General features: G+C 36.2%; 17 protein-coding genes and 1 pseudogene. 8 read left to right on the top strand and 10 right to left on the bottom strand.

All coding sequences use genetic code 11. The features are described 5' to 3' along the window. The first annotated feature begins 18 nt into the window (after positions 1-18). Complete coding sequence (locus ABD909_RS05405) at positions 19-1,425, top strand: DEAD/DEAH box helicase (RefSeq protein ID WP_345096948.1); 1,407 nt, start codon at positions 19-21, stop codon at positions 1,423-1,425. A gap of 61 nt (positions 1,426-1,486) precedes the next feature. On the opposite strand, the gene gltX (ABD909_RS05400) is transcribed toward ABD909_RS05405, so the two are convergent. The 7 genes from gltX (ABD909_RS05400) to ABD909_RS05370 all read right to left on the bottom strand — a co-directional run bounded on the left by gltX (ABD909_RS05400) (position 1,487) and on the right by ABD909_RS05370 (position 11,747). Continuing rightward, positions 1,487-2,866, bottom strand: a complete 1,380-nt coding sequence (gene gltX, locus ABD909_RS05400; protein ID WP_345096947.1) for a glutamate--tRNA ligase — start codon at positions 2,864-2,866, stop codon at positions 1,487-1,489. A 10-nt stretch (positions 2,867-2,876) separates the two neighbouring features. Continuing rightward, a complete protein-coding gene (locus ABD909_RS05395; protein WP_345096946.1) occupies positions 2,877-4,538 on the bottom strand; it encodes an NAD+ synthase in 1,662 nt (553 codons plus the stop codon). Between the two features lie 84 nt (positions 4,539-4,622). Further along, positions 4,623-6,002, bottom strand: coding sequence for a class II 3-deoxy-7-phosphoheptulonate synthase (locus ABD909_RS05390; RefSeq protein ID WP_345096945.1), 1,380 nt, complete (start codon positions 6,000-6,002; stop codon positions 4,623-4,625). Positions 6,003-6,074: 72 nt separating this feature from the next. Continuing rightward, positions 6,075-7,466 carry a glutathione-disulfide reductase gene (gene gor, locus ABD909_RS05385; RefSeq protein WP_345096944.1) on the bottom strand — a complete coding sequence of 464 codons (1,392 nt, stop codon included), beginning with the start codon at positions 7,464-7,466 and terminating at the stop codon, positions 6,075-6,077. Positions 7,467-7,662: 196 nt separating this feature from the next. Further along, the gene (locus ABD909_RS05380; protein WP_345096943.1) at positions 7,663-8,220 is read right to left on the bottom strand and encodes a DUF2059 domain-containing protein; all 558 of its coding nucleotides are present in this window, start codon (positions 8,218-8,220) and stop codon (positions 7,663-7,665) included. Positions 8,221-8,294: 74 nt separating this feature from the next. After that, positions 8,295-9,032 (bottom strand): ribose-5-phosphate isomerase RpiA, encoded by a 738-nt coding sequence (gene rpiA, locus ABD909_RS05375; protein WP_345096942.1) that lies wholly within the window; start codon positions 9,030-9,032, stop codon positions 8,295-8,297. Between the two features lie 432 nt (positions 9,033-9,464). Then, positions 9,465-11,747, bottom strand: coding sequence for a ComEC/Rec2 family competence protein (locus ABD909_RS05370; RefSeq protein WP_345096940.1), 2,283 nt, complete (start codon positions 11,745-11,747; stop codon positions 9,465-9,467). A gap of 114 nt (positions 11,748-11,861) precedes the next feature. On the opposite strand from ABD909_RS05370, the gene gltX (ABD909_RS05365) reads away from it, so the two are divergent. From gltX (ABD909_RS05365) to ABD909_RS05335, 7 genes are all read left to right on the top strand, one after another. Beyond that, positions 11,862-13,289: a glutamate--tRNA ligase gene (gene gltX, locus ABD909_RS05365; RefSeq protein ID WP_345096939.1), complete on the top strand. Its 1,428-nt coding sequence runs from the start codon at positions 11,862-11,864 to the stop codon at positions 13,287-13,289. Between the two features lie 258 nt (positions 13,290-13,547). Beyond that, positions 13,548-14,843, top strand: coding sequence for a citrate synthase (gltA, locus tag ABD909_RS05360; RefSeq protein WP_345096938.1), 1,296 nt, complete (start codon positions 13,548-13,550; stop codon positions 14,841-14,843). Positions 14,844-15,433: 590 nt separating this feature from the next. After that, complete coding sequence (locus ABD909_RS05355) at positions 15,434-16,186, top strand: transporter substrate-binding domain-containing protein (protein WP_345096937.1); 753 nt, start codon at positions 15,434-15,436, stop codon at positions 16,184-16,186. A 503-nt stretch (positions 16,187-16,689) separates the two neighbouring features. Then, entirely contained in the window at positions 16,690-17,442 is a 753-nt protein-coding gene (locus tag ABD909_RS05350) for a transporter substrate-binding domain-containing protein (protein WP_345096936.1), read from the top strand. Between the two features lie 78 nt (positions 17,443-17,520). Continuing rightward, positions 17,521-18,243, top strand: coding sequence for an ABC transporter permease (locus ABD909_RS05345; RefSeq protein ID WP_345096935.1), 723 nt, complete (start codon positions 17,521-17,523; stop codon positions 18,241-18,243). Continuing rightward, entirely contained in the window at positions 18,240-18,947 is a 708-nt protein-coding gene (locus ABD909_RS05340) for an ABC transporter permease (protein ID WP_345096934.1), read from the top strand. The genes ABD909_RS05345 and ABD909_RS05340 overlap by 4 nt, the downstream gene beginning before the upstream one ends. Before the next feature lie 79 nt (positions 18,948-19,026). Beyond that, entirely contained in the window at positions 19,027-19,800 is a 774-nt protein-coding gene (locus tag ABD909_RS05335) for an amino acid ABC transporter ATP-binding protein (protein ID WP_345096933.1), read from the top strand. Here the strand turns inward: ABD909_RS05335 and lpxB are convergent. The 3 genes and pseudogenes from lpxB to lpxA all read right to left on the bottom strand — a co-directional run. After that, the gene (gene lpxB / locus ABD909_RS05330; protein WP_345096932.1) at positions 19,797-21,020 is read right to left on the bottom strand and encodes a lipid-A-disaccharide synthase; all 1,224 of its coding nucleotides are present in this window, start codon (positions 21,018-21,020) and stop codon (positions 19,797-19,799) included. The genes ABD909_RS05335 and lpxB overlap by 4 nt on opposite strands. Then, positions 21,013-21,885 (bottom strand): LpxI family protein, encoded by an 873-nt coding sequence (locus ABD909_RS05325; RefSeq protein WP_345096931.1) that lies wholly within the window; start codon positions 21,883-21,885, stop codon positions 21,013-21,015. The genes lpxB and ABD909_RS05325 overlap by 8 nt, the downstream gene beginning before the upstream one ends. 5 nt (positions 21,886-21,890) lie before the next feature. Continuing rightward, positions 21,891-22,711 (bottom strand): annotated as a pseudogene (gene lpxA, locus ABD909_RS05320) (acyl-ACP--UDP-N-acetylglucosamine O-acyltransferase); the annotation flags it as partial. Positions 22,712-22,732 lie beyond the last annotated feature (21 nt).

Below are 22,732 nucleotides of genomic sequence, written 5' to 3'. Positions count from 1 at the left end.
AGAGCAATTGATAAAAAAATGATAACACCTTTAAACAGTTTCGATGATTTAGGTCTTTCCGCAAAAGTTATTAAAGCCATAAAATCAGCCGGTTATATAGTTCCAACGCCTATTCAGAGTGGAACAATTCCTCATGTACTACAAAAAAAAGATGTTTTAGGAATTGCTCAAACAGGAACGGGAAAAACCGCTTCCTTCGTTTTGCCTATGCTCACACTCCTTGAAAAAGGCCGTGCAAGAGCTCGAATGCCCCGTACTCTTATATTAGAACCAACACGAGAACTTGCAGCGCAAGTTGAAGAAAATTTCGATAAGTATGGAATAAATCATCGTTTAAATGTTGCACTTTTGATTGGCGGTGTATCTTTTGAACAGCAAGATCGTAAACTTGAGCGAGGGGCTGATGTTCTTATCGCAACACCAGGACGCCTCCTCGATCATTTTGAACGCGGTAAATTACTGCTGATGGGAGTTGAAATTCTTGTCATTGATGAAGCTGATCGCATGTTAGATATGGGATTCATTCCTGATATTGAACGTATCTGTAAACTAACCCCTTTTACGCGTCAAACCTTGTTCTTTTCGGCAACAATGGCACCAGAAATCACCAAACTCACAAAGCAATTTTTACATTCTCCAGTATCTGTTGAAGTTACAAAAGCCTCTTCAACAGCCCCCACAATTACACAACGACTCGTTAAATCTGGAAATAAGTCATGGGATAAAAGAGCTGTTTTGCGAGAACTTATTCACAATGAAGGCGATGAACTTAAAAATGCAATTATTTTTTGTAATCGAAAGAGAGATATTTCTGAACTTTTTAGATCACTCATAAGACATAATTTTAGTGTAGGTGCACTTCATGGTGATATGGACCAATATTCGCGCACAAACACACTAACTGATTTTAAAAATAATAAACTCAAACTTCTTGTCGCTTCTGATGTTGCTGCTCGTGGACTCGACATTCCAGCAGTAAGCCATGTTTTTAATTATGATGTTCCCACACACGCTGAAGACTATATTCATCGTATTGGTCGGACAGGACGTGCAAATCGTACTGGAAAAGCTTTCACCATCGTTACAAAAGCTGACCAAAAATATGTCCATACTATTGAAGAAATCAGCAACGAAAAAATTGAATGGCTTAGCGGAGACCTCTCTACTCTAACGAAAAATGATCAAGAAGATGATATTATTTTAAAGAAAAAATCTCCAACATCATTAAAGAAAGCTGATTCTCCAAAGCGCATTGTTCAAACTAAAAAGCTCTTTAAAAGCGATAAAGTGGATTATATTCAAACTGAAAATCATAATAAAGCCCTCCCCCTTGAACAACATAGCTCTCGAAAAAATAAAGAGGACGCTCCGCTTGGATTTGGTAATGATATCCCAGCATTTATGTTCATAAAAACCCGTAATTAAACTGAATTTTTACTATTTTTGAGAATGCAAAAAATAGACAAAGTGTTTTGAAAACATTGTTTTATTCACTTTGCCTAACCAATCTTTCTATAACTTTTTCACGCCCCAAAAGTTGCAAAAGCTTCCCCATTTCAGGTCCATGATCCATTCCAGTCAGTGCTTGGCGTAACGGCATAAATAAAGCTTTTCCTTTACGACCTGTTTTTTCTTTTAATGCCGTCGTCCAAACTTTCCAACTTTCTTCATTTAATGTACCTGTAGGCAAAACATTGAGTGACTGACACACAAATGCACGATCTTCAGGCGCCACTGTCTCAAAGCTTTGTTCATCATGAATAATCTTCCACCACAAGACAGCTTCATTGACTTTATCAATATTGCCTCTTATCGTGTTCCAGAAATACTCCGCCTTTTCTCCTTCAATAGAAAGATTTTGAATACGCGTTTTAACATCCTCATAATTTAGTTCATGAACAAGATGACTATTCAAAGTACAAAGATCAGCAATATCAAATTTTGCAACCGATCTTGACGTATCTTGTAGGTTAAAATGCTCTAAAAGAGCTGCTTGATGAGGGTAAAGATGCACATTTTGTGATGTTCCAATCAAAACAGCAAGACACTGGATAGCTATCGATTCAAATCCTTCTTCCCGTAGAGAACGAATAGAAAGATCATTGTTACGTTTTGAAAGTCCTTTTCCTAAAACTGTCGCCAATAAATTGATATGACCAAAAACCGGTAATTCTGCACCGAGAGCTTGAAAAAGAGCAATCTGAGCACCTGTATTTGTAATATGATCATCGCCACGAATAATATGTGTAATGGCCATATCTACATCATCCACAACAGACGGTAATGTATAAAGATAGCTGCCATCTTCACGAATAAGAACAGGATCTGAAAGAGAAGCCAAATCAATCGTCTGCTTTCCCTTTACGACATCATTCCAACAAACTTCCGTTCGCTTTGTTTGCAAAGGATTATTTTCAAAATTAGGAAGAAGAAAACGCCAATGGGGTTTACGACCTTGAGATTCAAATTTTTTTTTCTCTTCTACTGTCAATTTCAATGCAGAACGATCATAAATCGGGGGTAATTTACGAGATAGTTGGATTTTTCGACGTCTCTTTAATTCTTCTGCTGTCTCATAACAAGGATAAAGAAAACCACGTTGTTTGAGAATTTCCGCAACTTCACTATATCGATTAAAGCGTTTAGATTGGTAATAAATCTCATTCGGTTGAATACCAAGCCATTCAAGATCAACGGCAATAGCATCAATATATTCCTTTTTAGAGCGTTCAATATCTGTATCATCATAACGCAAGACAAATGTTCCCTTATGTGCTTGCGCATAAAGCCAATTGAAAAGCGCAATACGGATATTGCCAATGTGAATGTAACCTGTTGGAGAAGGTGCAAAACGAACTTTTACCATAAAAGAATACTCAATTTTTATCGCGAAAACGATTGACAATGGGATAACGACGATCACGTCCGAAATTTTTATAACTGATTTTTACACCCGGTGCAGATTGTCGCCTTTTATATTCGGCACCATAAAGAAGCTGTTCAATTTTCTCAACAGTTTCCCGTGAATACCCACGTTGAACAATATCATCAATACTCATGTCATCCTCTACAAGAGATTGCAAAATATCATCTAGGATAGGATAAGGCGGTAGACAATCTTCATCTTTTTGATTTTCCCTAAGCTCCGCAGAAGGTGCTTTTGCTATAATATTGGCTGGAATTACAATTCCCTCTGGACCTTTTAAATCACGCAAGTAATTCTTATTGCGCCACTCAGCTAACGCATAGATCTGTGTTTTATAAATGTCTTTCAGAGGATTAAAACCTCCATTCATATCACCATAAAGTGTTGCATATCCCACAGCCATTTCCGACTTATTACCTGTTGTCACCACCATAGAGCCAAATTTATTTGAAAGCGCCATCAAGAGAGTACCACGTATACGACTTTGAAGATTTTCCTCCGTTATATCAGATGGTAAGCCTAAAAAAAGAGTCGTTGTCATATTGAAAAAAGCCTCAACAGCTCGCTCAATCGATATGATATCATAACGACATCCTAAAAGATCTGCACATTCTTTAGCATCCTGCAATGATTCTTGTGAAGTATAATGATAAGGCATCATTATGGTGCGAACCCTTCCGGCACCAAGAGCGTCCACGGCCATTGCCGCACAAAGAGCTGAATCAATGCCTCCTGAAAGACCAAGAAGAACTTTCTTAAAGCGATTTTTATTGACGTAATCTCTCAACCCTAAAACACAAGCTTGATAATCAGCAGCTAACCCCGTTAGAAGATTTTCATTAGGACCAGAAACACATTGCCATCCTGACGTTTTTCGTTGCCAATGACTCACAGAAATATGGCTTTTAAAATGTTTCATTTGAAATACAATTTTGCCTTGTCCATTTAAGGCAAAAGATCCTCCATCAAAAACCAACTCATCCTGACCACCCACTTGATTCACATAAATAATGGACATGCCAGATTGAAGCGCTTGTGCACGAACAACTTCTACACGTTTGAGTGTTTTATTACGACAATAGGGAGATCCATTAAGGACAAGAATCATCTCAGCCCCTTTATTGTTAAGTTCTACACACAAAGAGGGATCATTCCAAATATCTTCACAAATTACTATTCCCAATTTTATCCCGTGATAAATAATCGGCTCAGGACGTGGTCCGGAAGAAAATAGTCGCTTTTCATCAAATACAGCATAATTCGGTAAATCAAACTTAAAATTTTTAGCAATTATCTGCCCCTCATCAAGAAGCACAGCAGCATTGTAAATATTATCATTACGCTTTAGAGGAAGACCAATGACTATCCCTGGTCCGCCAATCGTTATCTTCGTTAACTTTTTAACAGCATCTTCACATGCTTTTGTAAAAGCTGATTTTAGCACAAGATCTTCTGGCGGATAAGCACTTATAAAAAGCTCCGTGAATAAAACAAGATCAGCACCTTCTTCTTTGGCTTTCTGATGCGCCATTAAAGCAAGAGAAAAATTTCCCTCAATATCACCAACAACAGGATTTAATTGAGCAACTGCTATCCGAAAATTATTTTTCATAAGTCTTTGTATCATTCCTGTTTGATGACCATAACTCCTTTTCTTACAAAAAGCTAAAATAAAAAATATTATGCTACTTTTTGTTTAACCATTTGCAGCAAGAGCCAATGAATCAGTATGACGATTTTTTTTAAGAAGTTCAGCAACAAGAAAAGCTAGTTCTAATGCTTGATCTGCGTTTAAACGCGGATCACATTGTGTATGATAACGATCAGATAAATCTTCTACAGAAATAGCATGCGCCCCACCTGTACATTCAGTTACATCACGACCGGTCATTTCAATATGAATCCCCCCTGGATAAGTCCCTTCTCCATAATGCACAGAAAAGAATTTTTCTACTTCTTTCAAAACATAATCAAAGGGGCGTGTTTTATAGCCATTTACAGTAACTGTATTGCCATGCATTGGATCACATGACCATATAACCTTGCGCTTTTCACGCTCAACTGCACGGATCAATTGAGGCAGATAATGTTCTACCTTATCATAACCAAAACGCGTAATGAGTGTTAACCGTCCCAATTCATTTTCAGGATTTAAAATATCGATTAATCTCAAAAGCTCATTAGGCTCAAGTGAAGGACCACATTTTAATCCAAGGGGATTTTTTATACCACGGCAATATTCAACGTGCGCATGATCAAGTTGACGCGTACGATCACCAATCCATAACATGTGACCAGATGTTGCATACCAATCTCCAGAAGTTGAATCAACCCGCGTCAATGCCTCTTCATAACCAAGCAAAAGTGCTTCATGACTGGTATAAAAAGATGTTTCACGTAATGAAGAATTTGTTTTCGATGTAATCCCTATAGAACGCATAAAATCAATTGCTTCAGAAATACGCTCTGCCAACAATTCATAACGCTCACCCTGAGGACTGTTAGAAACAAAACTTAACATCCATGCATGAACATTTTCTAAATTGGCATAGCCCCCTTGTGAAAAAGCACGCAAAAGATTCAGTGTTGCGGCTGATTGGCGATAAGCCATCGACATTCTTTGCGGATCAGGAATACGAGAATTTACCTTAAATTCAATATCATTAATAATATCTCCCCGATAAGAAGGAAGCTCAATGCCTTCTTTGTTTTCCCTATCTGAAGAGCGGGGTTTTGCAAATTGACCAGCAATACGACCGATTTTAACAACAGGCTTAGAATTGCCAAAAGTTAAAACAATTGCCATTTGCAAAAATACACGAAAAAAATCACGGATATTATCAGCTTTATGTTCTGCAAAGCTTTCTGCACAATCTCCACCTTGTAATAAAAAAGCCTGACCTTGTGCAACAGCAGCTAATTCATTTTTCAAATCACGTGCTTCTCCGGCAAAAACTAAAGGAGGATAACTGCGTAGTTTTCGTTCAACGTCTGCTAACACAGTTTTATCGGGATAAATTGGAATTTGCTTAACTGGCCTTGTTCTCCAAGAATTAGGTGCCCATTCTTTTATCATTTCCACTCTCTCCAGAGCTTACGCACGTAGCTTATCATCCTAAATTTTAGCTTTCCACATAACATGTGTTATTCAATTTTCTATTCTCTTCCCATTTTCATATACATAACTTGGTTTATACATTGTTACCAATTCTTCTGCCACGGTTGGATGCACCGCCATAGTTTCATCAAAAACATCTTTTGTTAGTTTTCCCTTGAGAGCTATACCAATAAGCTGTGCCATTTCACCAGCATTTTCTCCTAAAATATGTGCTCCCACGACAATGCGGCTTTCACCATCAACAATAAGCTTCATAAATATTTTCTCTAAACTGCCGGAAAGAACATTACGCATAGGACGGAAAACTGTGCGATAAATCTCAACACGTTTATAACGATGCAGTGCATCTTCTTCTGAAAGACCGACTGTGCCAATCTCAGGCTGTGAAAAAACCGCTGTCGTAATCAAATCATAATCAGGTATTGTAGGTACATGTTCAAATGCAGTCTTAACGAAACACATTGCATCATGGATCGCAACAGGTGTCAATTGAATATGACCTGTTACATCACCAATAGCCCAAATATGGGGAACATTCGTTGTCATTCTTTCATCAACAACAATTGCACCAGACGCATTTACTTCTATACCAGCCCGCTCAAGACCTAAACCCGTTGTATTTGGTACACGCCCCGTAGCTAACATAATCTGATCTGCACAAATTATTTGCCCATTCGATAAAACGGCTTCATAACAATTACCTGTCTCTTGCACTTTGGAAACCGTTACTCCATAAATAATGGAAATCCCTTTTTCAATCATTGCATCATGAAGTAATTTTCGTAAATCATAGTCAAAGCCACGAAGGATTAAATCGCCACGATGGAGGAGCGTTGTTTTTACACCTAATTCATGGAAAATATTAGCAAATTCAACACCAATATAGCCACCACCAACAATGACTATTGATTTTGGAAGCTCTTCAAGGTCAAAGATTTCATTAGAAGTAAGGCATAAATCACTCCCTTTTATCGCAGTGTTTGGCGCAATTTTTGCCCCTGTTGCTATTAAAATTTTTTCCGCACTTACCCGTTTACCTGTTGCTGAGAGCTCTAATGTATGCGTATCAATAAAAACAGCTTGGCTTTCATAAATATGCACATTATTATTTTCTAATCCTTTACGATACAGTTCTTCTAATCTTGCTATTTCTTCATTTTTAGCTACAACCAATTTTTTCCAGTTAAAAATTGGATTTCCATATTCCCATCCAAAACCGATACTTTTACGGAATTCTTTTGCATATTGTGAGGCATAAACATACAATTTCTTGGGAACACAACCACAAATGACACAAGTCCCTCCTATACGATATTCTTCTGCTATAGCAACACGCTTACCAAGCCCTCCAGCAAGACGTGCTGCACGCACCCCACCTGAACCACTTCCAATAACAAATAAATCAAAGTCAAAAGATCCCACGAGCTATTCCTTCTTATCTGTCTGCAACAATAGGCTATGGTGATTTATTATCAAGTAAAAATTTTTTTATTTTCAATTGCCATTTTGCTATAAAGCAATCTTTCTAAAATAACCCGCTTTTATTAAAAAACGGCGGGTTTCCCGCCGTTTTTTAAACAAATGAAGAACCACGCATTATTATAATGTATCCATTAAACTATTTTTGATTTTCTGAAGTGTTTGATTTTACAGGCGCAACAGGATTATCTAAATTAAGTGTCTCAGACATCTTTTTTTTCACATTTTTTATAAGATCCTGCATAACAGCAGAGCGCCATGTATCAAAAGTAGAATATGCATCACGGGCAAGATTTGGAACTCCTGTTAAAAATTTCTTACCGGTATCGGAATTATAAAATGCTGTGATTTCATCAAGTTCTTTTTGCGTAAAATATTTTGCATACACATGTGCAATTTCTTTCTCTAAATCAGAGCGTCGTTTAGCTAAAACAAGTGCCTGTTCATCAACAATATTAGAAATAGCTGTTGCCAAATTTGGATCATCACCTATCAGTTCATCTTTCAGATCACGTGCCGCATTTGGTAAAAAGCTATCAAATTGATCCGTCGCACGAATAGCACTGATAGTCTTTCTTGCTGAATGTAAATGCTGATCACTCACACCTTGTGCATGAGACATTCCAATATTCATAACCAAAACGGCAATTGCACCAAAAAATACAACAAAACGCTGACAAGAAAATATTTTTTTCATTTAAAGATTACCCCGATAACTAATTATAAATTCAAATTTATTATTTTATTCAAAATTTTCCAGATTTTTTTTTACTATGCTAACATATCGTTATGTAAACTGTCTTCTCTAAAATTAAATGGCTCTAAAACTTTCATTTGTCCATCAGCCATAGCGACAATTGCACGCGAAGCTAATCCCAAAAAAAGACCATGTTCTACAACACCTGGAATTGCAAGAAGCGCATCCGATAATGGCTTTGGCTGTAAAATACACCCCCAAAACGCATCAAAAATAAAGTGGCCACCATCCGTTTTAAAAGGGTTTTCTCCATTCATTCGCAGAACAATTTCTCCAGAAAGTCCTAAACCACTAGCTACTTTTTCTATAGCTTTGCGTGTCGTATGTATACCAAATGGATTAACTTCTATGGGCAATGCAAAAGCACCAAGTCTTTTTACCACTTTTGTTTCATCGGCTATAATAAGCATTGCTCGAGATGCCGATGCCACAATTTTTTCATACAACAATGCTCCACCTCCCCCTTTAATAAGAGACATCTCTGGACCAATTTCATCTGCTCCATCAATATCAAGATCTAGTTCAGGTATTTCTTCTAGGGTACTGGTAGGAATCCCAAATTTGCGACAGAGCTGTTCAGAATATCGCGAAGTCGCAACACCCGTTACACACAAACCATCTGTAACACGTTCACCAAGTAGGCGAATAAACTCATTTACTGTCGAACCAGATCCAATACCAAGCCGCATACCATCTTCAACAAATTCAAGTGCTTTTAAAGCTGCCATTTTTTTTAACTGCTGAACATCCATGAATTACTTTACCTTTTGACCAATCACCGACAGTTATTACAATGCTATAACAATAAAAAAGTCTATTGTTTCAATTCATCATCAATTTATTCACCACCTTTTAATTGAAGAAAAAGTATTAATGTTTATAAGATATATCAATAAGAGTAAAATAGAATCATTAACAATTTTATCTCTAAAAAAAAATTATTGATATTTTTATATCAATACGATTTTTTTTGATTTGTACTGCTCTATCGATAAGCTTAACATATAGAAAACTTCTGCAAAAAATTATAAATTGTTCATATATCAAAAATATTATTCGTTGTAAGAAAATTGTAAACAGTTTCATGACTTAATGAAATTAAGAAATGCCCGATAAAAAGCATCATAAAAAAGATCGCCCTATTATTTTTTCTCTTGCGATTCTTATACGAAAAGGAAAAAATTCTATAGGCTATGCAATTTTCGTGAATATTGCCTGTGCATATTCCATGGTCTATAAAAGCCCATTGAAGACCAAATAATATCACTACTTTTTGTCACCATAACACTCCCTCGTGATAACAATTGTTGGGGCGTAAATATTATTTTTGTCTTTTTGTTACATGTTTTGTTATTCATTGAAAATGTATTAATCAGAATGTCTGCCGTCACACATTGATTTGTTTCTCTTTGCAACACAACTACTCTTAATCCATTTTCTAATAAGGACGCACATAAATGATGATTACAAATGAACTGTCCATGGAATGGCGGACCATATTTTGTCAGTTTGATTGTCTCATTCAGGCCAAATGATTTTTTCCATATGGAAGTTGTAAACTTGGAAATATGATAACGATCAATATATAATTTATTGTCATCGATAACCCCCACAAACTTCATATTATCTGCTATAATGAGCTGTACAGGTGAATGCATTAAGCAAGTCGCAAAACCAGCAAAAATAAAAAAAACAAAAAAGAATCTAATAAATGTTTTGCAAAAAATCAGTCCAACCAAACCTATACTGAACAAAATCAACGCAGATAACGGCATAAATCCAGGATTTAAAGCAGGAGAAATGGAACTTATAGTGTGCGCAATTTTTATCACAAGATCAACACCAAAACCCATAATTTGAAGTGGCAGCCACTCAAGCCTCCAAAACATTGCAAGGGTCGCAATTAATCCAAAAGGTATGATGAAAATTGATACGACAGGTAAAGCTAAAGCATTGCTGATAATGCTCAAAAATGCAATATTGGAAAAATGATAAGCAGCATAAATTCCACTAGCAGTTCCCGCCACAAATGAAGAAGCAGCTATTGAAAGTATCGATAAAAAAGCAAAATGAATGACTCTAGCTCCAACATAAGATGGTGTTGTTTTTCTTGTGCCATAAGATAATTTTCCACTCCACCAATCAAAAAAAGCAATTAAGGCTGCTGTAGCAGAAAAGGACATTTGAAAACTAGGACCTAATATTTCATGGGGCTTAAGAGAGAGTGTTATTAAACCAGCAATAGAGAAATTACGCATTGTTAGAGCAGAACGATTACACAAGACAGCCACTAACATAACAGCAATCATTACAAAACTTCTCTGTGCTGATACAGCAACACCAGAGAGTAGTAAATAAAAGGCTGTCATCATTAATGCAGCAACAGCTGCAAATTTTTTAGTAGAATAATAGGATGCAAAAACGGAAAAAAGTGCCAAAAAACTACGGATACTCACAAGAACTATGCTGCTTAACAACGCCATATGTAAACCTGATATTGATAAAATATGTGCTAATCCAGCTACACGCAATGCTTCATTTGTCTCATTTGAAATACCAGCTCGCTGCCCCGTTATAAGAGCAGCTGCAACATTACCCTTTTCTCCGTTAATTGCTTTACGGATTCTTTGTGTCATATCGGTTCGTAAATTTTCAATTTTCTGTAAGATTCTCTCTAATATTCTATTTGGCTGCGAAACGGATATTTTTCTTGGTTTTCCCAAATAAACTCCCTGTGCACCAATTCCTTTGAAATAATTATGAAAACTAAAATCATACCCCCCTGGATATACCGGTCCAGATAATGCACGTATTTTAACTTTCCCATATAACCCATCACCAATTGCCACTCCATAGGGCAAATGTCTTGCTGATAAACGAACACGATGAGGACTATGGTGTAATATTGGATTTTTTGTGCTTAAAACATCTAGAACTAAACGAAATTGTCCTCTTTGCCCTGCCTCAATAGAAACAATTCTTCCCGTTAACGTAGTAACAATATCGCCGCTTAACATTGGCGTTGCTATACGCCACGTTTCTATTTTTCCAGCCAAAGCGCCTAATAGAATACAAAATAGAAAGCCTGCAATATACCACACTCTCTGATAAAATCGTGTAATATATAATATTCCAACGAAGAGAATAATCAATACACCAAATTGCTCCCAACTTGGCTCGCGCTCCAAACTAAAATAAAAAATGATCCCTATGGAAAAAAATACTAAAATTAAGGAAAAAAGAATTCCAAAAGAGATTTCTTTGTTGATAGAATCTACCAACCATTTCCTCCAAAAAGTTATTGTTTTTTTTGAGAGAGTAAATAAAAAAATCTTTTGTTTGTTACAATTATCGTGATTTGCATCATAAAGAGCATAAAAGACTTCTTGCCATATCAGACGTAACTTTTTTCTCTTAAAAACAGATTTTATGGATAAACCATCTTTAACTTTATTTTGATTAAACATCCGCAAATCCCCACTTTACTTGCAATGCGGCTCTTGCACCCCCTATCAGCTATGCTAACATAAACCTCTTATAAAGTCCTATAAATAACATCTTAATTTTAAAGGAAGAGATTCGTGTCCGTTATTACCCGCTTTGCCCCCTCACCAACAGGCTTTCTTCATATCGGAGGTGCTCGTACGGCGCTCTTTAATTGGCTCTATGCCAAACACACTGGTGGTAAAATGTTACTACGCATTGAAGATACAGACAGAGAACGCTCAACAGAGGCAGCTGTAAAAGCCATTATAAATGGCCTGGAATGGATGGGGCTTAGCTATGATGGTACTCCTATTTCGCAATTTGAACGAGCAGAACGTCATCGTCAAGTTGCTGAACAATTGGTAAAAGATGGTAAAGCCTATTATTGCTACGCTTCTTCGGAAGAACTGGCTGAAATGCGTGAAAATGCCCGTGCGCAAGGCCGAGCACCGCGTTATGATGGACGCTGGCGCGACCGTGATATCTCTCAAGCCCCTAAAGATGTTAAACCTGTTATTCGCATAAAAGCACCACAAGATGGCGAAACAATTGTGCACGACCGCGTTCAAGGTGATGTTCGTTTCCCTAATAAAGATCTGGATGACTTTATTATTTTGCGTTCTGATGGCTCACCCACCTATATGCATGCTGTTGTCGTTGATGATCACGATATGGGTGTCACACATATTATACGTGGTGATGATCATCTCACCAATGCAGCGCGCCAAACAATTATCTTCCAAGCAATGGGTTGGAATATTCCTGTGATGGCACATATTCCCCTTATTCATGGTGAAAATGGAGCAAAATTATCAAAACGGCATGGTGCACTCGGTGTCGATGCTTATCGAACGATGGGCTATCTTCCTGCTGCTTTGCGAAATTACCTCGTTCGTCTAGGTTGGAGTCATGGTGATGATGAATTGATGTCAATAGAAGATATGATTTCTTGGTTTGATATTGATGATATTAACAAAGGAGCAGCCCGTTTTGATCTCAAAAAGCTCGATGCCATCAATGGACATTATATACGTATGAGCAATGACCAAGACCTTCTTGATGCTACTGTTCGTATTTTATCAGAAATTGAAGGTGGCATACAAATCATGGAAAAACTTGATGAACAACGCCGTGTCCAATTCTTAAAAGCTATACCAAATTTGAAAGAACGTTCAAAAACCTTATGTGAACTTCTTGACAATGCCTCCTTCATTTTTACGCAACGACCATTACAGCTTGACGAAAAAGCGCAGATGCTCTTGGATAAAAATGGACAAGCCATTTTAAACGATGTTTATCTTGCTCTGAAAGCAGTCCACTCTTGGGATACTAAAACACTCGATGAAACTCTTCGATCTTATGCGCAGACAAACGATCTCAAATTAGGATCTATTGCACAACCGCTTCGTGCCGCTCTTACAGGACGTTCAACATCACCTGGAGTTTTTGATGTACTTGTTTTATTAGGGCGAGAGGAGTCTCTCAATCGTATTAATGATCAACTCGTTACAACCATATATTAGCGGCATAGATATCGCTTATCAGGTTCATAAACAGACACATACAAATGCCTTTATGCCAAAAATTAGATTCTTTCTTAAATCTTTGAAAGATATATTTGCTAAAATTACAAATAAAAATATTTTTTAGATTGCAAGAACCAACTTTTAAGGTAAATCTAACTTTCAAATATAAGTAGGAGTAGCTTCAATTATATATCTTCTAAGCTGATGAAGCGACATCTTGTTTTTTAGCAGAGAAGGATCTGAAAGGAATATCTAATGTCTGAGAATAAAGCACACATTACTGTGAATGATAAAAATATAAAACTTCCTGTGCGAAAAGGGACAAGTGGACCTGATGTCATTGAAATTGCTTCTCTCTACAAAGAAACTGATACTTTTACTTATGATCCTGGCTTTACCTCTACTGCTTCTTGTGAATCAAAAATTACTTATATTGATGGTGACAAAGGTCTCTTGCTTTATCGGGGGTATCCTATTGATCAGTTGGCTGAAAAAGGAGACTTTCTCGAAAGCTGCTATCTTCTCCTTTATGGTGAACTCCCAAACCAACAAGAGAAGAACGACTTTGATCGTTGTATTATGCAGCATACGATGGTACATGAGCAATTTGCGCGTTTTTTTCATGGATTTCGTCGCGATTCGCATCCTATGGCTGTCATGGTTGCATGCCTTGGGGCTATGTCTGCATTCTATCATGACTCTATTGATATTACAGATCCTCAGCAAAGAATGATTGCTTCTGTTCGTCTCATCTCCAAGGTTCCAACCCTTGCTGCTATGGCTTATAAATATAGTATTGGACAAACATTTGTTTATCCACGAAATGATCTTAGTTACGCTGCAAATTTTCTTCGTATGTGCTTTTGTGTTCCTTGTGAAGAATATAAAACCAACCCTGTTCTTACGCGGGCAATGGATCGAATCTTTATCCTTCATGCAGATCATGAACAAAATGCTTCTACATCCACTGTACGTCTTGCCGGATCATCAGGAGCTAATCCGTTTGCATGTATTGCAGCAGGTGTTGCATGCCTTTGGGGACCTGCACATGGTGGAGCCAATGAAGCATGCTTAAAGATGCTACAAGAAATAGGTTCCGTTAAAAGAATTCCTGAATTCATTGCGCGCGCAAAAGACAAAAATGACCCTTTCCGCCTTATGGGATTTGGTCACCGAGTCTATAAAAACTATGATCCACGTGCAAAAATCATGCAAAAAACCTGTCATGAGGTTCTAAAAGAACTGAATATTCAAGACGATCCGCTTCTTGATATCGCTATAGAACTTGAAAAAATCGCTCTCAATGATGAATATTTTGTTGAGAAAAAGCTTTACCCTAATGTCGACTTTTATTCTGGTATTACATTAAAAGCTTTAGGCTTTCCTACCGAAATGTTTACTGTCCTTTTTGCACTAGCACGCAGCGTTGGTTGGGTTGCACAATGGAAAGAAATGATCGAGGATCCCGCACAAAAAATTGGTCGGCCTCGACAACTTTACACAGGTTATGGTATGCGCGAGTATATTCCTATAGATAAACGTATAAATTAAAGAGAATAACCCATCATAAGGCTTCAGTTCACTGAAGCTTTATTGTGAGTGGTAAATTGAATACAATTTGAAAGCATTTTTACAGCTATAGAACTATTATCAATAGTTGAAGAAAATTGATGTTTTTTACTCAATAAATTAAAAGAATTCATGGCGCTTTTTTGCAGACAACAAAGTATTTTTCCCTATTCTTTAAAAACCACAATGAAAAAATTCCTTGATAATTACACGCCGAATAATGCTTATTTACACTTTAAAAAATAGTTGGCTTTTATTACCTTAATAGCACAATGCTTTATATATTTTTAATTAAATCGTTTTTGCAAAACTAAATTTGTATTTTTAAAAATGATAAAAATGAACTATGATAAACAACCATATAATATAACCAACGAAATAGTTGTTTTTTCTTTGTAATTAGCATAGCTATATTTTATAAAGTAAATGTATTTTTCTTATAAAAGTTGTTATATAATAGTAAAATAAAACATCAATAAATTTTTGCATTTTTGCATTGCTCCAGAACAGCTTACAGATTATAAAATACATGACGGTCTCATATTTTTCCGCTTATCTAATGGGAGAACAGAATGAAATTATTAACAGTAGCTCTTATAATAAGCACAACACTGTTTGCCCAATCAGCTCATGCTCAAACGCTGAAAATTGCCAGTGATGCTTCCTATCCTCCATTTAGTTACATTGATTCAAACAATGAACTCAAAGGATTTGATATTGATATATCTTATGCGCTTTGTAAAAAAATGAATGTTGAATGCACTATTACCACTCAAGATTTTGAGGGGATGATTCCTGGTCTTCTTGCAAAAAAATACGACGCTATCGTTTCTTCTCTTGCTCCCACAGAGGAGCGCTTGCAAAAGATTGACTTCACAGATCCTTACTATAATACAGCGCTCGCTATCATTGTTGCTAAAGATTCAGAAATTAAAGAAATCTCAGCTGCAGCTTTTAAAGGTAAAAAACTGGGTACGCAATCAAATACAACACAAGCAGCCTATGCAGAAGATCACTATGCCTCTGAAGGGGTGAATATTAAACTCTATCCCACAGTTATAGAAGTCAATCGTGATCTTTTAAACCGTCGGCTTGATTTGATGATCTGCGATAAAATACATGCTTTAAATTGGCTTGCAAATGAGGGAAAAGATTGTTGCAAACTACTAGGAACTCTGGAAGAGACAAAATTCCCTATTGCAATTGCATTACGTAAAAATAATAACGATCTTAAAAATAAGCTCAATGAAGCAATAAAAACAATTCGTCTGGATGGAACCTATGATAAAATTATGAAGAAACATTTTTCTTTTGACATTTATTAAATATCAATATTAGCTAAACTTTTTAAATCGTACCATAAGGAACACAGAGATAATTAAAAATTGAGTGTTTTTGTCATTTTTTAGAGAAAAATATCTTTTTCTTAAAAGCTCGATTTTTCTCTGTTTCCATCAGTTAAGTGTTTAACTCAGTTAAGTGTTTGACAATGCAAATAATGAAAACAACTTTTTGCTTTTGTCTTTATCAAAGCTAAAGTTTTTTTATGCCTAAATTAAATAGCTTTTTTCACGATAACATTCTGTGTTTTTTTGAGAAAAATGATAAAAAGTGCAAAATTATTATGCGATGTAATTAATAAAATATTTTTTCTCTCTTATGTTTAGCGCGCTCATATTTGATAAAATAATTCATTTTTTTATAATAATGTTCATTATTATGAGCCCAAAACGAACATTCATAAATTTTTGCGTTGCTCCTAAAAGAGCTTAAAGATTATAAAATATATGACAATCTCACTTTTCCACTTATCTCATAGGAGAACATAATGAAATTATTAGCAGTAGCTCTTATAATAAGTGCAACACTGTTTACACAATCTGCCCATACTCAAACGTTAAAAATTGCGAGTGAAGGTTCCTATCCTCCATTTAGTTACATCGATTCAAACAACGAACTCAAAGGATTTGATATTGATATATCTTATGCGCTTTGTAAAAAAATGAACGTTGAATGCACTATTACTACTCAAGACTTTGAGGGTATGATTCCTGGTCTTCTTGCAAAAAAATACGACGTCATCATCGCTTCTTTGGCTCTCACAAAAGAGCGCTTACAAAAGATTGATTTCACAGATCCTTATTATAACACAGAGCTTGCTGTAATTACCGCCAAAGATTCAGAAATTAAAGAGATCTCGGCAGAAGCTTTTAAAGGTAAAAATCTTGGTGTTCAAACAAATACAACACAAGCAGCTTATGCAGAAGATTATTATGCTTTTGAAGGAATAAATATCAAATTTTACCCGACAACAATAGAAGTTAATCGCGACTTCTTGAACCGTCGGCTTGATGTGGTTATTGTTGATAAATTGCAAGCATTAAACTGGCTTAAAAATGAAGGAAAAGATTGCTGCCGTCTTTTAGGAACCTTGGAAGGAACAAAGTTTCCTATTGCAATTGCATTACGCAAAAATAATAATGGCCTTAAAAGTAGATTCAATGAAGCAATAAAAGAGATCCATTCAGATGGAACTTATGATAGGATTATGAAAAAATATTTTGCATTTGATATTTATTAAATATCAAATGAGCTAAAATTAGACAAACTATTTATTTCTAAGAAAATATTTATCTAACTCTTTGTGAGGTACGCAAGAATGATTGAAGATTTAGCATTGCTATCATTTAGCAATGGAGGGTGGGGTGTGGTTATACTTTCTAGTGCTGGCATGACATTATCATTGGCTTTGTGTTGTGGGCTCTTAGGATTTCCTTTAGGTCTTTTTGCTGCTGTAATGATTCGATCTAATATTAAGATAGCTAAAACTATCGCTACCCTCTTTTCTTCAGTGTTTCGTGGATTACCAGAGCTTTTAACTTTATTTTTAGTGTATTATGGCTTGCAAAATATTATGCAAATTGTTTTTGATTATTTTAATATTGAAATCATGTTCAGCATTAACGCCTTTGTTGCGGGTGTTCTAGCTCTCAGTATGGTTCTTGCTGCCTTTTCTTGTGAAGTCTGGCTTGGAGCATTCAACATTTTTGATAAAGGTCAATATGAAGCAGCTAGAACTTTAGGATTGTCACGTTCAACAACGTTTTTTCGTATTGTCTTTCCTCAATTGATCCGAAACGCTTTACCAGGACTCTCTAATAATTGGCTTACTTTGCTAAAAGATACATCCTTGGTGTCAACCATTTCGCTTGTTGATCTTATGCGACAAATAAACTTAGCAGTTGCAGCCACCGATAAAGCCATGTTGTTTTATCTTGTAGCTTGCTTACTCTATTTGTTATTTTCAGCGTTTTTTTCTGCAATCTTGCGTTATCTAGAGACACACACGCAAACAGGATATAGAAAGGTTTCGGGCTTATGATTCCTGAGTGGCTTTATTTCCTTTTTAATCCTGCTCTTTTAAACCGTTATGGACCAAAATTTATTGAGGGCTTTATTGTTACTATTGAGCTTGTTTTGTTTGCTTGCTCTATTGGTTTTGTTCTTGGTATGCTTATTGCGTTTGCACGTTTGTCAAAGAATAAGTTTTTACGATATATTGCACATGCTTATGTCTATTTTTTCCGCGGCTCTCCTTTACTTGCCCAACTTTTTCTTTTCTACTACGGACTTGGTTCAATGAACAACTTCTGGCAACAGATTGGTCTATGGTGGTTTTTTCAAAATGCATGGTATTGTTGTCTCTTTATTTTCGCACTCAATTCTGCTGCCTACCAATCCGAAATCTTTAAAGGAAGTTTTCTATCTGTAACAACTGGACAACGTGAAGCATCAAAAGCACTAGGCTTGAATCCTTCTGTAACATTTTTTAGAATTATTCTGCCGCAAGCAATGGTTTTAGCATTACGCCCCTTAGGTAATGAGTTAATTTTAATGATTAAATCGAGTGCTATTGCCTCACTCGTCACTATTTACGATTTAATGGGTGTTGCCAAACTCACCTATTCGCGTACATTCGATTTCCAAGTTTACGTTTGGGCTGCCCTTATCTATCTTCTTACCGTTGAATTCATTCATCGCTTTATTGTTTTTATCGAATATCGTTTAACCAGATATTTGCGGTAAATAAAATAGTCATAAAAATCTTTATTAAATCAAAATGTTAAATTAATAAACTTATTTATCAATGAAAGAATACAACAAGATGAATTTGGAAAATAATAAATCTGTCCATACTGTACAAAACTCTGTGATTTCCATTCGAAATTTAAATAAATGGTACGAAGATTTTCAAGTACTCTACAATATTAATTTCGACGTTAAAACTGGCGAACGAATCGTTATCTGTGGTCCTTCCGGATCAGGAAAATCAACTTTAATTCGTTGTATTAATCAATTAGAAAAAGCACAGGAAGGTTCAATTTGCATCCATAATATTGATATTCATGCTGCTTCCCCTTACCAGCAAAAAAATGTTCTCCGTAAAATAGGAATGGTTTTTCAGAACTTTAATTTATTTCCTCATATGAGTGTTATGCAAAATTGTATCTTAGCACCTATGACTGTTCAAGGACTTTCTAAACAAGAAGCACAAGAACGGGCAATGCGTTATCTAACAAATGTTGGTATTGAAAAACACTGTAATAAATATCCTTTACAGCTTTCTGGTGGCCAACAACAACGTGTTGCGATTGCTCGTGCACTTTGTATGGAACCTGAAGTGATGCTTTTTGATGAACCAACCTCAGCGCTTGATCCTGAAAGTGTTGGAGAAGTTTTAGAAGTTATGGTTCAATTAGCAAACACGGGTATAACAATGCTTTGTGTAACCCACGAAATGGGTTTTGCACGTGAAGTCTCAGAAAGAATCCTCTTTCTCGAAAATGGGAAGATTATTGAGGATATAGATTCTAATACGTTTTTTACAAATCCTAAAAGTCAGCGTGCCTGTGAATTTCTTGCTAAAATTAAACATTAATTACCAATATTGTTTTGTCTACACAATTCTAAATGTTTTGTTTTTCCAAGAAGGTTCATAATAACTTGAGCACCAACAATTCCTGATGGAACTCCAGTTTTCATTTTCTGTTCCACTACTTCAAAAGAATCAAGCTGTGCTTGTCGTAACAAAGGATTATATAACAATTGTTCTAGCTGCCTTGCCAACATACCAGGGCGTATAAGTTCATTCAGATATTCTGGCATAATAGGTCTATCAGAAATAATATTTGGAAGAGCTGCACTCCATAACATTATTTTGGGGAAAATGAAGAATTTAGAAAAAAGATCAAGTTTATAGCAAAGAATCATGGGAATTTTTGCTAATGCTAATTCCAATGAAATCGTTCCATGTGCTGCAAGTGCAACATCTGCTTGTGCAAAAGCATGCCATTTTGCATCTTCACCCACAACAATTTCTACTTTGCTTTTCCAGTTCTGTACAAAATTACGAATATCATTCACTAAACGTGGTAAGGTTGGTAAAATAATGTGTAAATGAGGAATGCGTTGTGTGAGAATTTCTACCGCTTCTTGAAAAGGTGGCATTAAAGAGCGAAGCTCTGAATTGCGTGAACCTGGCAAAAGAACTAATGTAGGAGATGATATTTGTTTACCAGACAATTTTTTTTTCTCTGCTTGCTGTTTTTTTTTCGCTTGAACCGTCAAAAGCGGAGGATATGTCAAAAGAGGATGCCCAACATAGGTAGTGGCAGGTCCTCTTAAATCCTGCATAATTTTTTCTTCAAAAGGAAAGATGGCTAAAATATGGTCAACAAATTTGCGCATAGTTCTAGCGCGTTCCGGTCGCCATGCCCAAACAGTTGGTGCAACATATTTAATAATAGGAATAGAAGGCACTAAAGTACGCACTCTTTTTGCAACACGATGACTGAAATCAGGACTGTCAATCATAATTAAACAATCGGGCTGTTCCTGCGCGATAAATTTAGATATATTGTGAATATGCCGTAACAATAGTGGTAATTTTTTTAACACTGCCCCTAAACCAATTAAAGCAATATCTTGAGAATCAAAAAAACTTTTTAAGCCTAAAGCTTTTAAATTCCTCCCACCAACACCAATCAAATGAATATTGCTTCCTGTTTGTTTTGCTAAACAAGAAATTAAATCTGCTCCAAGGAAATCGCCTGATTCCTCACCTGCGATAACAGCAATTTTTAAAAAACAATTATTCATGATTAAACTTTTCAAATGTTTCTATAAATAAGGAATATTGATTGGCTTTTTCTATTGTTGTTTTTGCTGATAGTATAAGACTTTTATTTGCCTCCACCGCAATGCCAGATAATCCACTTTTTGCAATATTCATTATTGTCGCAGGCCCAATTGATGGTAAATCAACACGATGATCTTGTTGTGGTTTTGCACATTTAACCAAAACACCACCTTTAGGTGGAATCTGTTCTCTTTTTCGCATTTCACAAACCCGCCATAGCATATTATCGGTTCCCTCTGCTCCCTCAACTGCAACCACCCTGCCATTAATAGCTACCGCCGCTTGCCCAATATCTAACTGGCCTAAAAGCTTCGCGGCTTCTACTGCTAAGAAAATATCTTTTTTTTCTTTCCTAGTAGCGCGCCGTAATGTGACATCAAATTCTACCGGTGCTAAAAGATTCGGTACTATTTCATGAACACCAATCACACTAAAACCATAAGATTCAATTAGTCGTATAAAAGCTTTCAATAATGCGTCATCCCCAGATCTCAAACTACTGATTAATTTAGGAAGAGCTAAAAATGTTGTCCAATCAAAGCGAAATTGTGTAAAAAGTGGCCGTCTTTTTACACCACCTGCCAATACAATATTACAAACTCCAGCTGCCTTTAAGACTTTAACGAGTCGCGCTAATTCTATAATTGATAATATGCAATGCTCATAGCGACACAGCATAGGATCCGCCTCATCACGCAAAAGCACAAGAAAAGGATTCTGTCCATGTTTTTCCAATTCCTGTGCAACAGAAATAGGTAAAATACCATTTCCTGCAATAATAGCAGTACGACCGGGGAAAGAACTTCTAGCACTCGAGACAGGCACTTTTTATCCCTATATTCTTTTATTCTACCACTTCAAATTTTGGTGTACAATAAAAACGTTTTCCTTTTTGTTTAATAAAATTAACAACATCAACAACTGACTGAGAACTAGAATAGAAAGACGCAACATCACTAACACGCTCTTTAAATGGCTTACTATGATCAAAAAGCATAACGACAGCATGGCGTAATGCATGAATATCTTTACGCTCAAGACCTGCACGTTTCATACCAATAATATTTAACCCTGCAAGTTTTGCTTGCACACCAACAGCTGTTCCATAGGGGATAAGATCACCAACCAATGCCGATACACCACCAATAAATGCATGATGCCCAATACGAACAAATTGGTGAACAGCAGCACCACCACCAATAATAACATAATCACCAACAGTAACATGACCTGCGATCATTGCATTATTGGCAAATGTTACATGATTCCCTACATGGCAATCATGAGCAACATGTGCATAACAAAAAAATTGACAATTATCCCCCACAATTGTCACTCCTACACTCGAATCAGAGCCTCTATGCATTGTTACGCCTTCACGAATGATAGAATTTTTACCAATAGAAAGCGTTGTATGACCTCCCTTATGTTTATTATTTTGCGGTTCTGCTCCTAAAATTGCATGTGAAAAGACTTTACTATTAGCGCCTAATGTTGTGTTTCCCATTATTACAACATGACTCATCAAATTGCATCCATCGCCAATAACAGCTTCTGAACTAATATGACAAAACGGCCCAATTTGTACATTCTCACCAAGCTGCGCTCCCTTCTCCACAAGAGCAGTTGGATGGATTTTCGTACCGGACATTTTTAAATCCCCATTAATATC

This window comes from Bartonella acomydis, assembly GCF_039543025.1.
Lineage (GTDB): Bacteria > Pseudomonadota > Alphaproteobacteria > Rhizobiales > Rhizobiaceae > Bartonella > Bartonella acomydis.
Note: the sequence above shows the minus strand (reverse complement) of the source record. Positions and strands in the feature narration are given on the sequence as shown.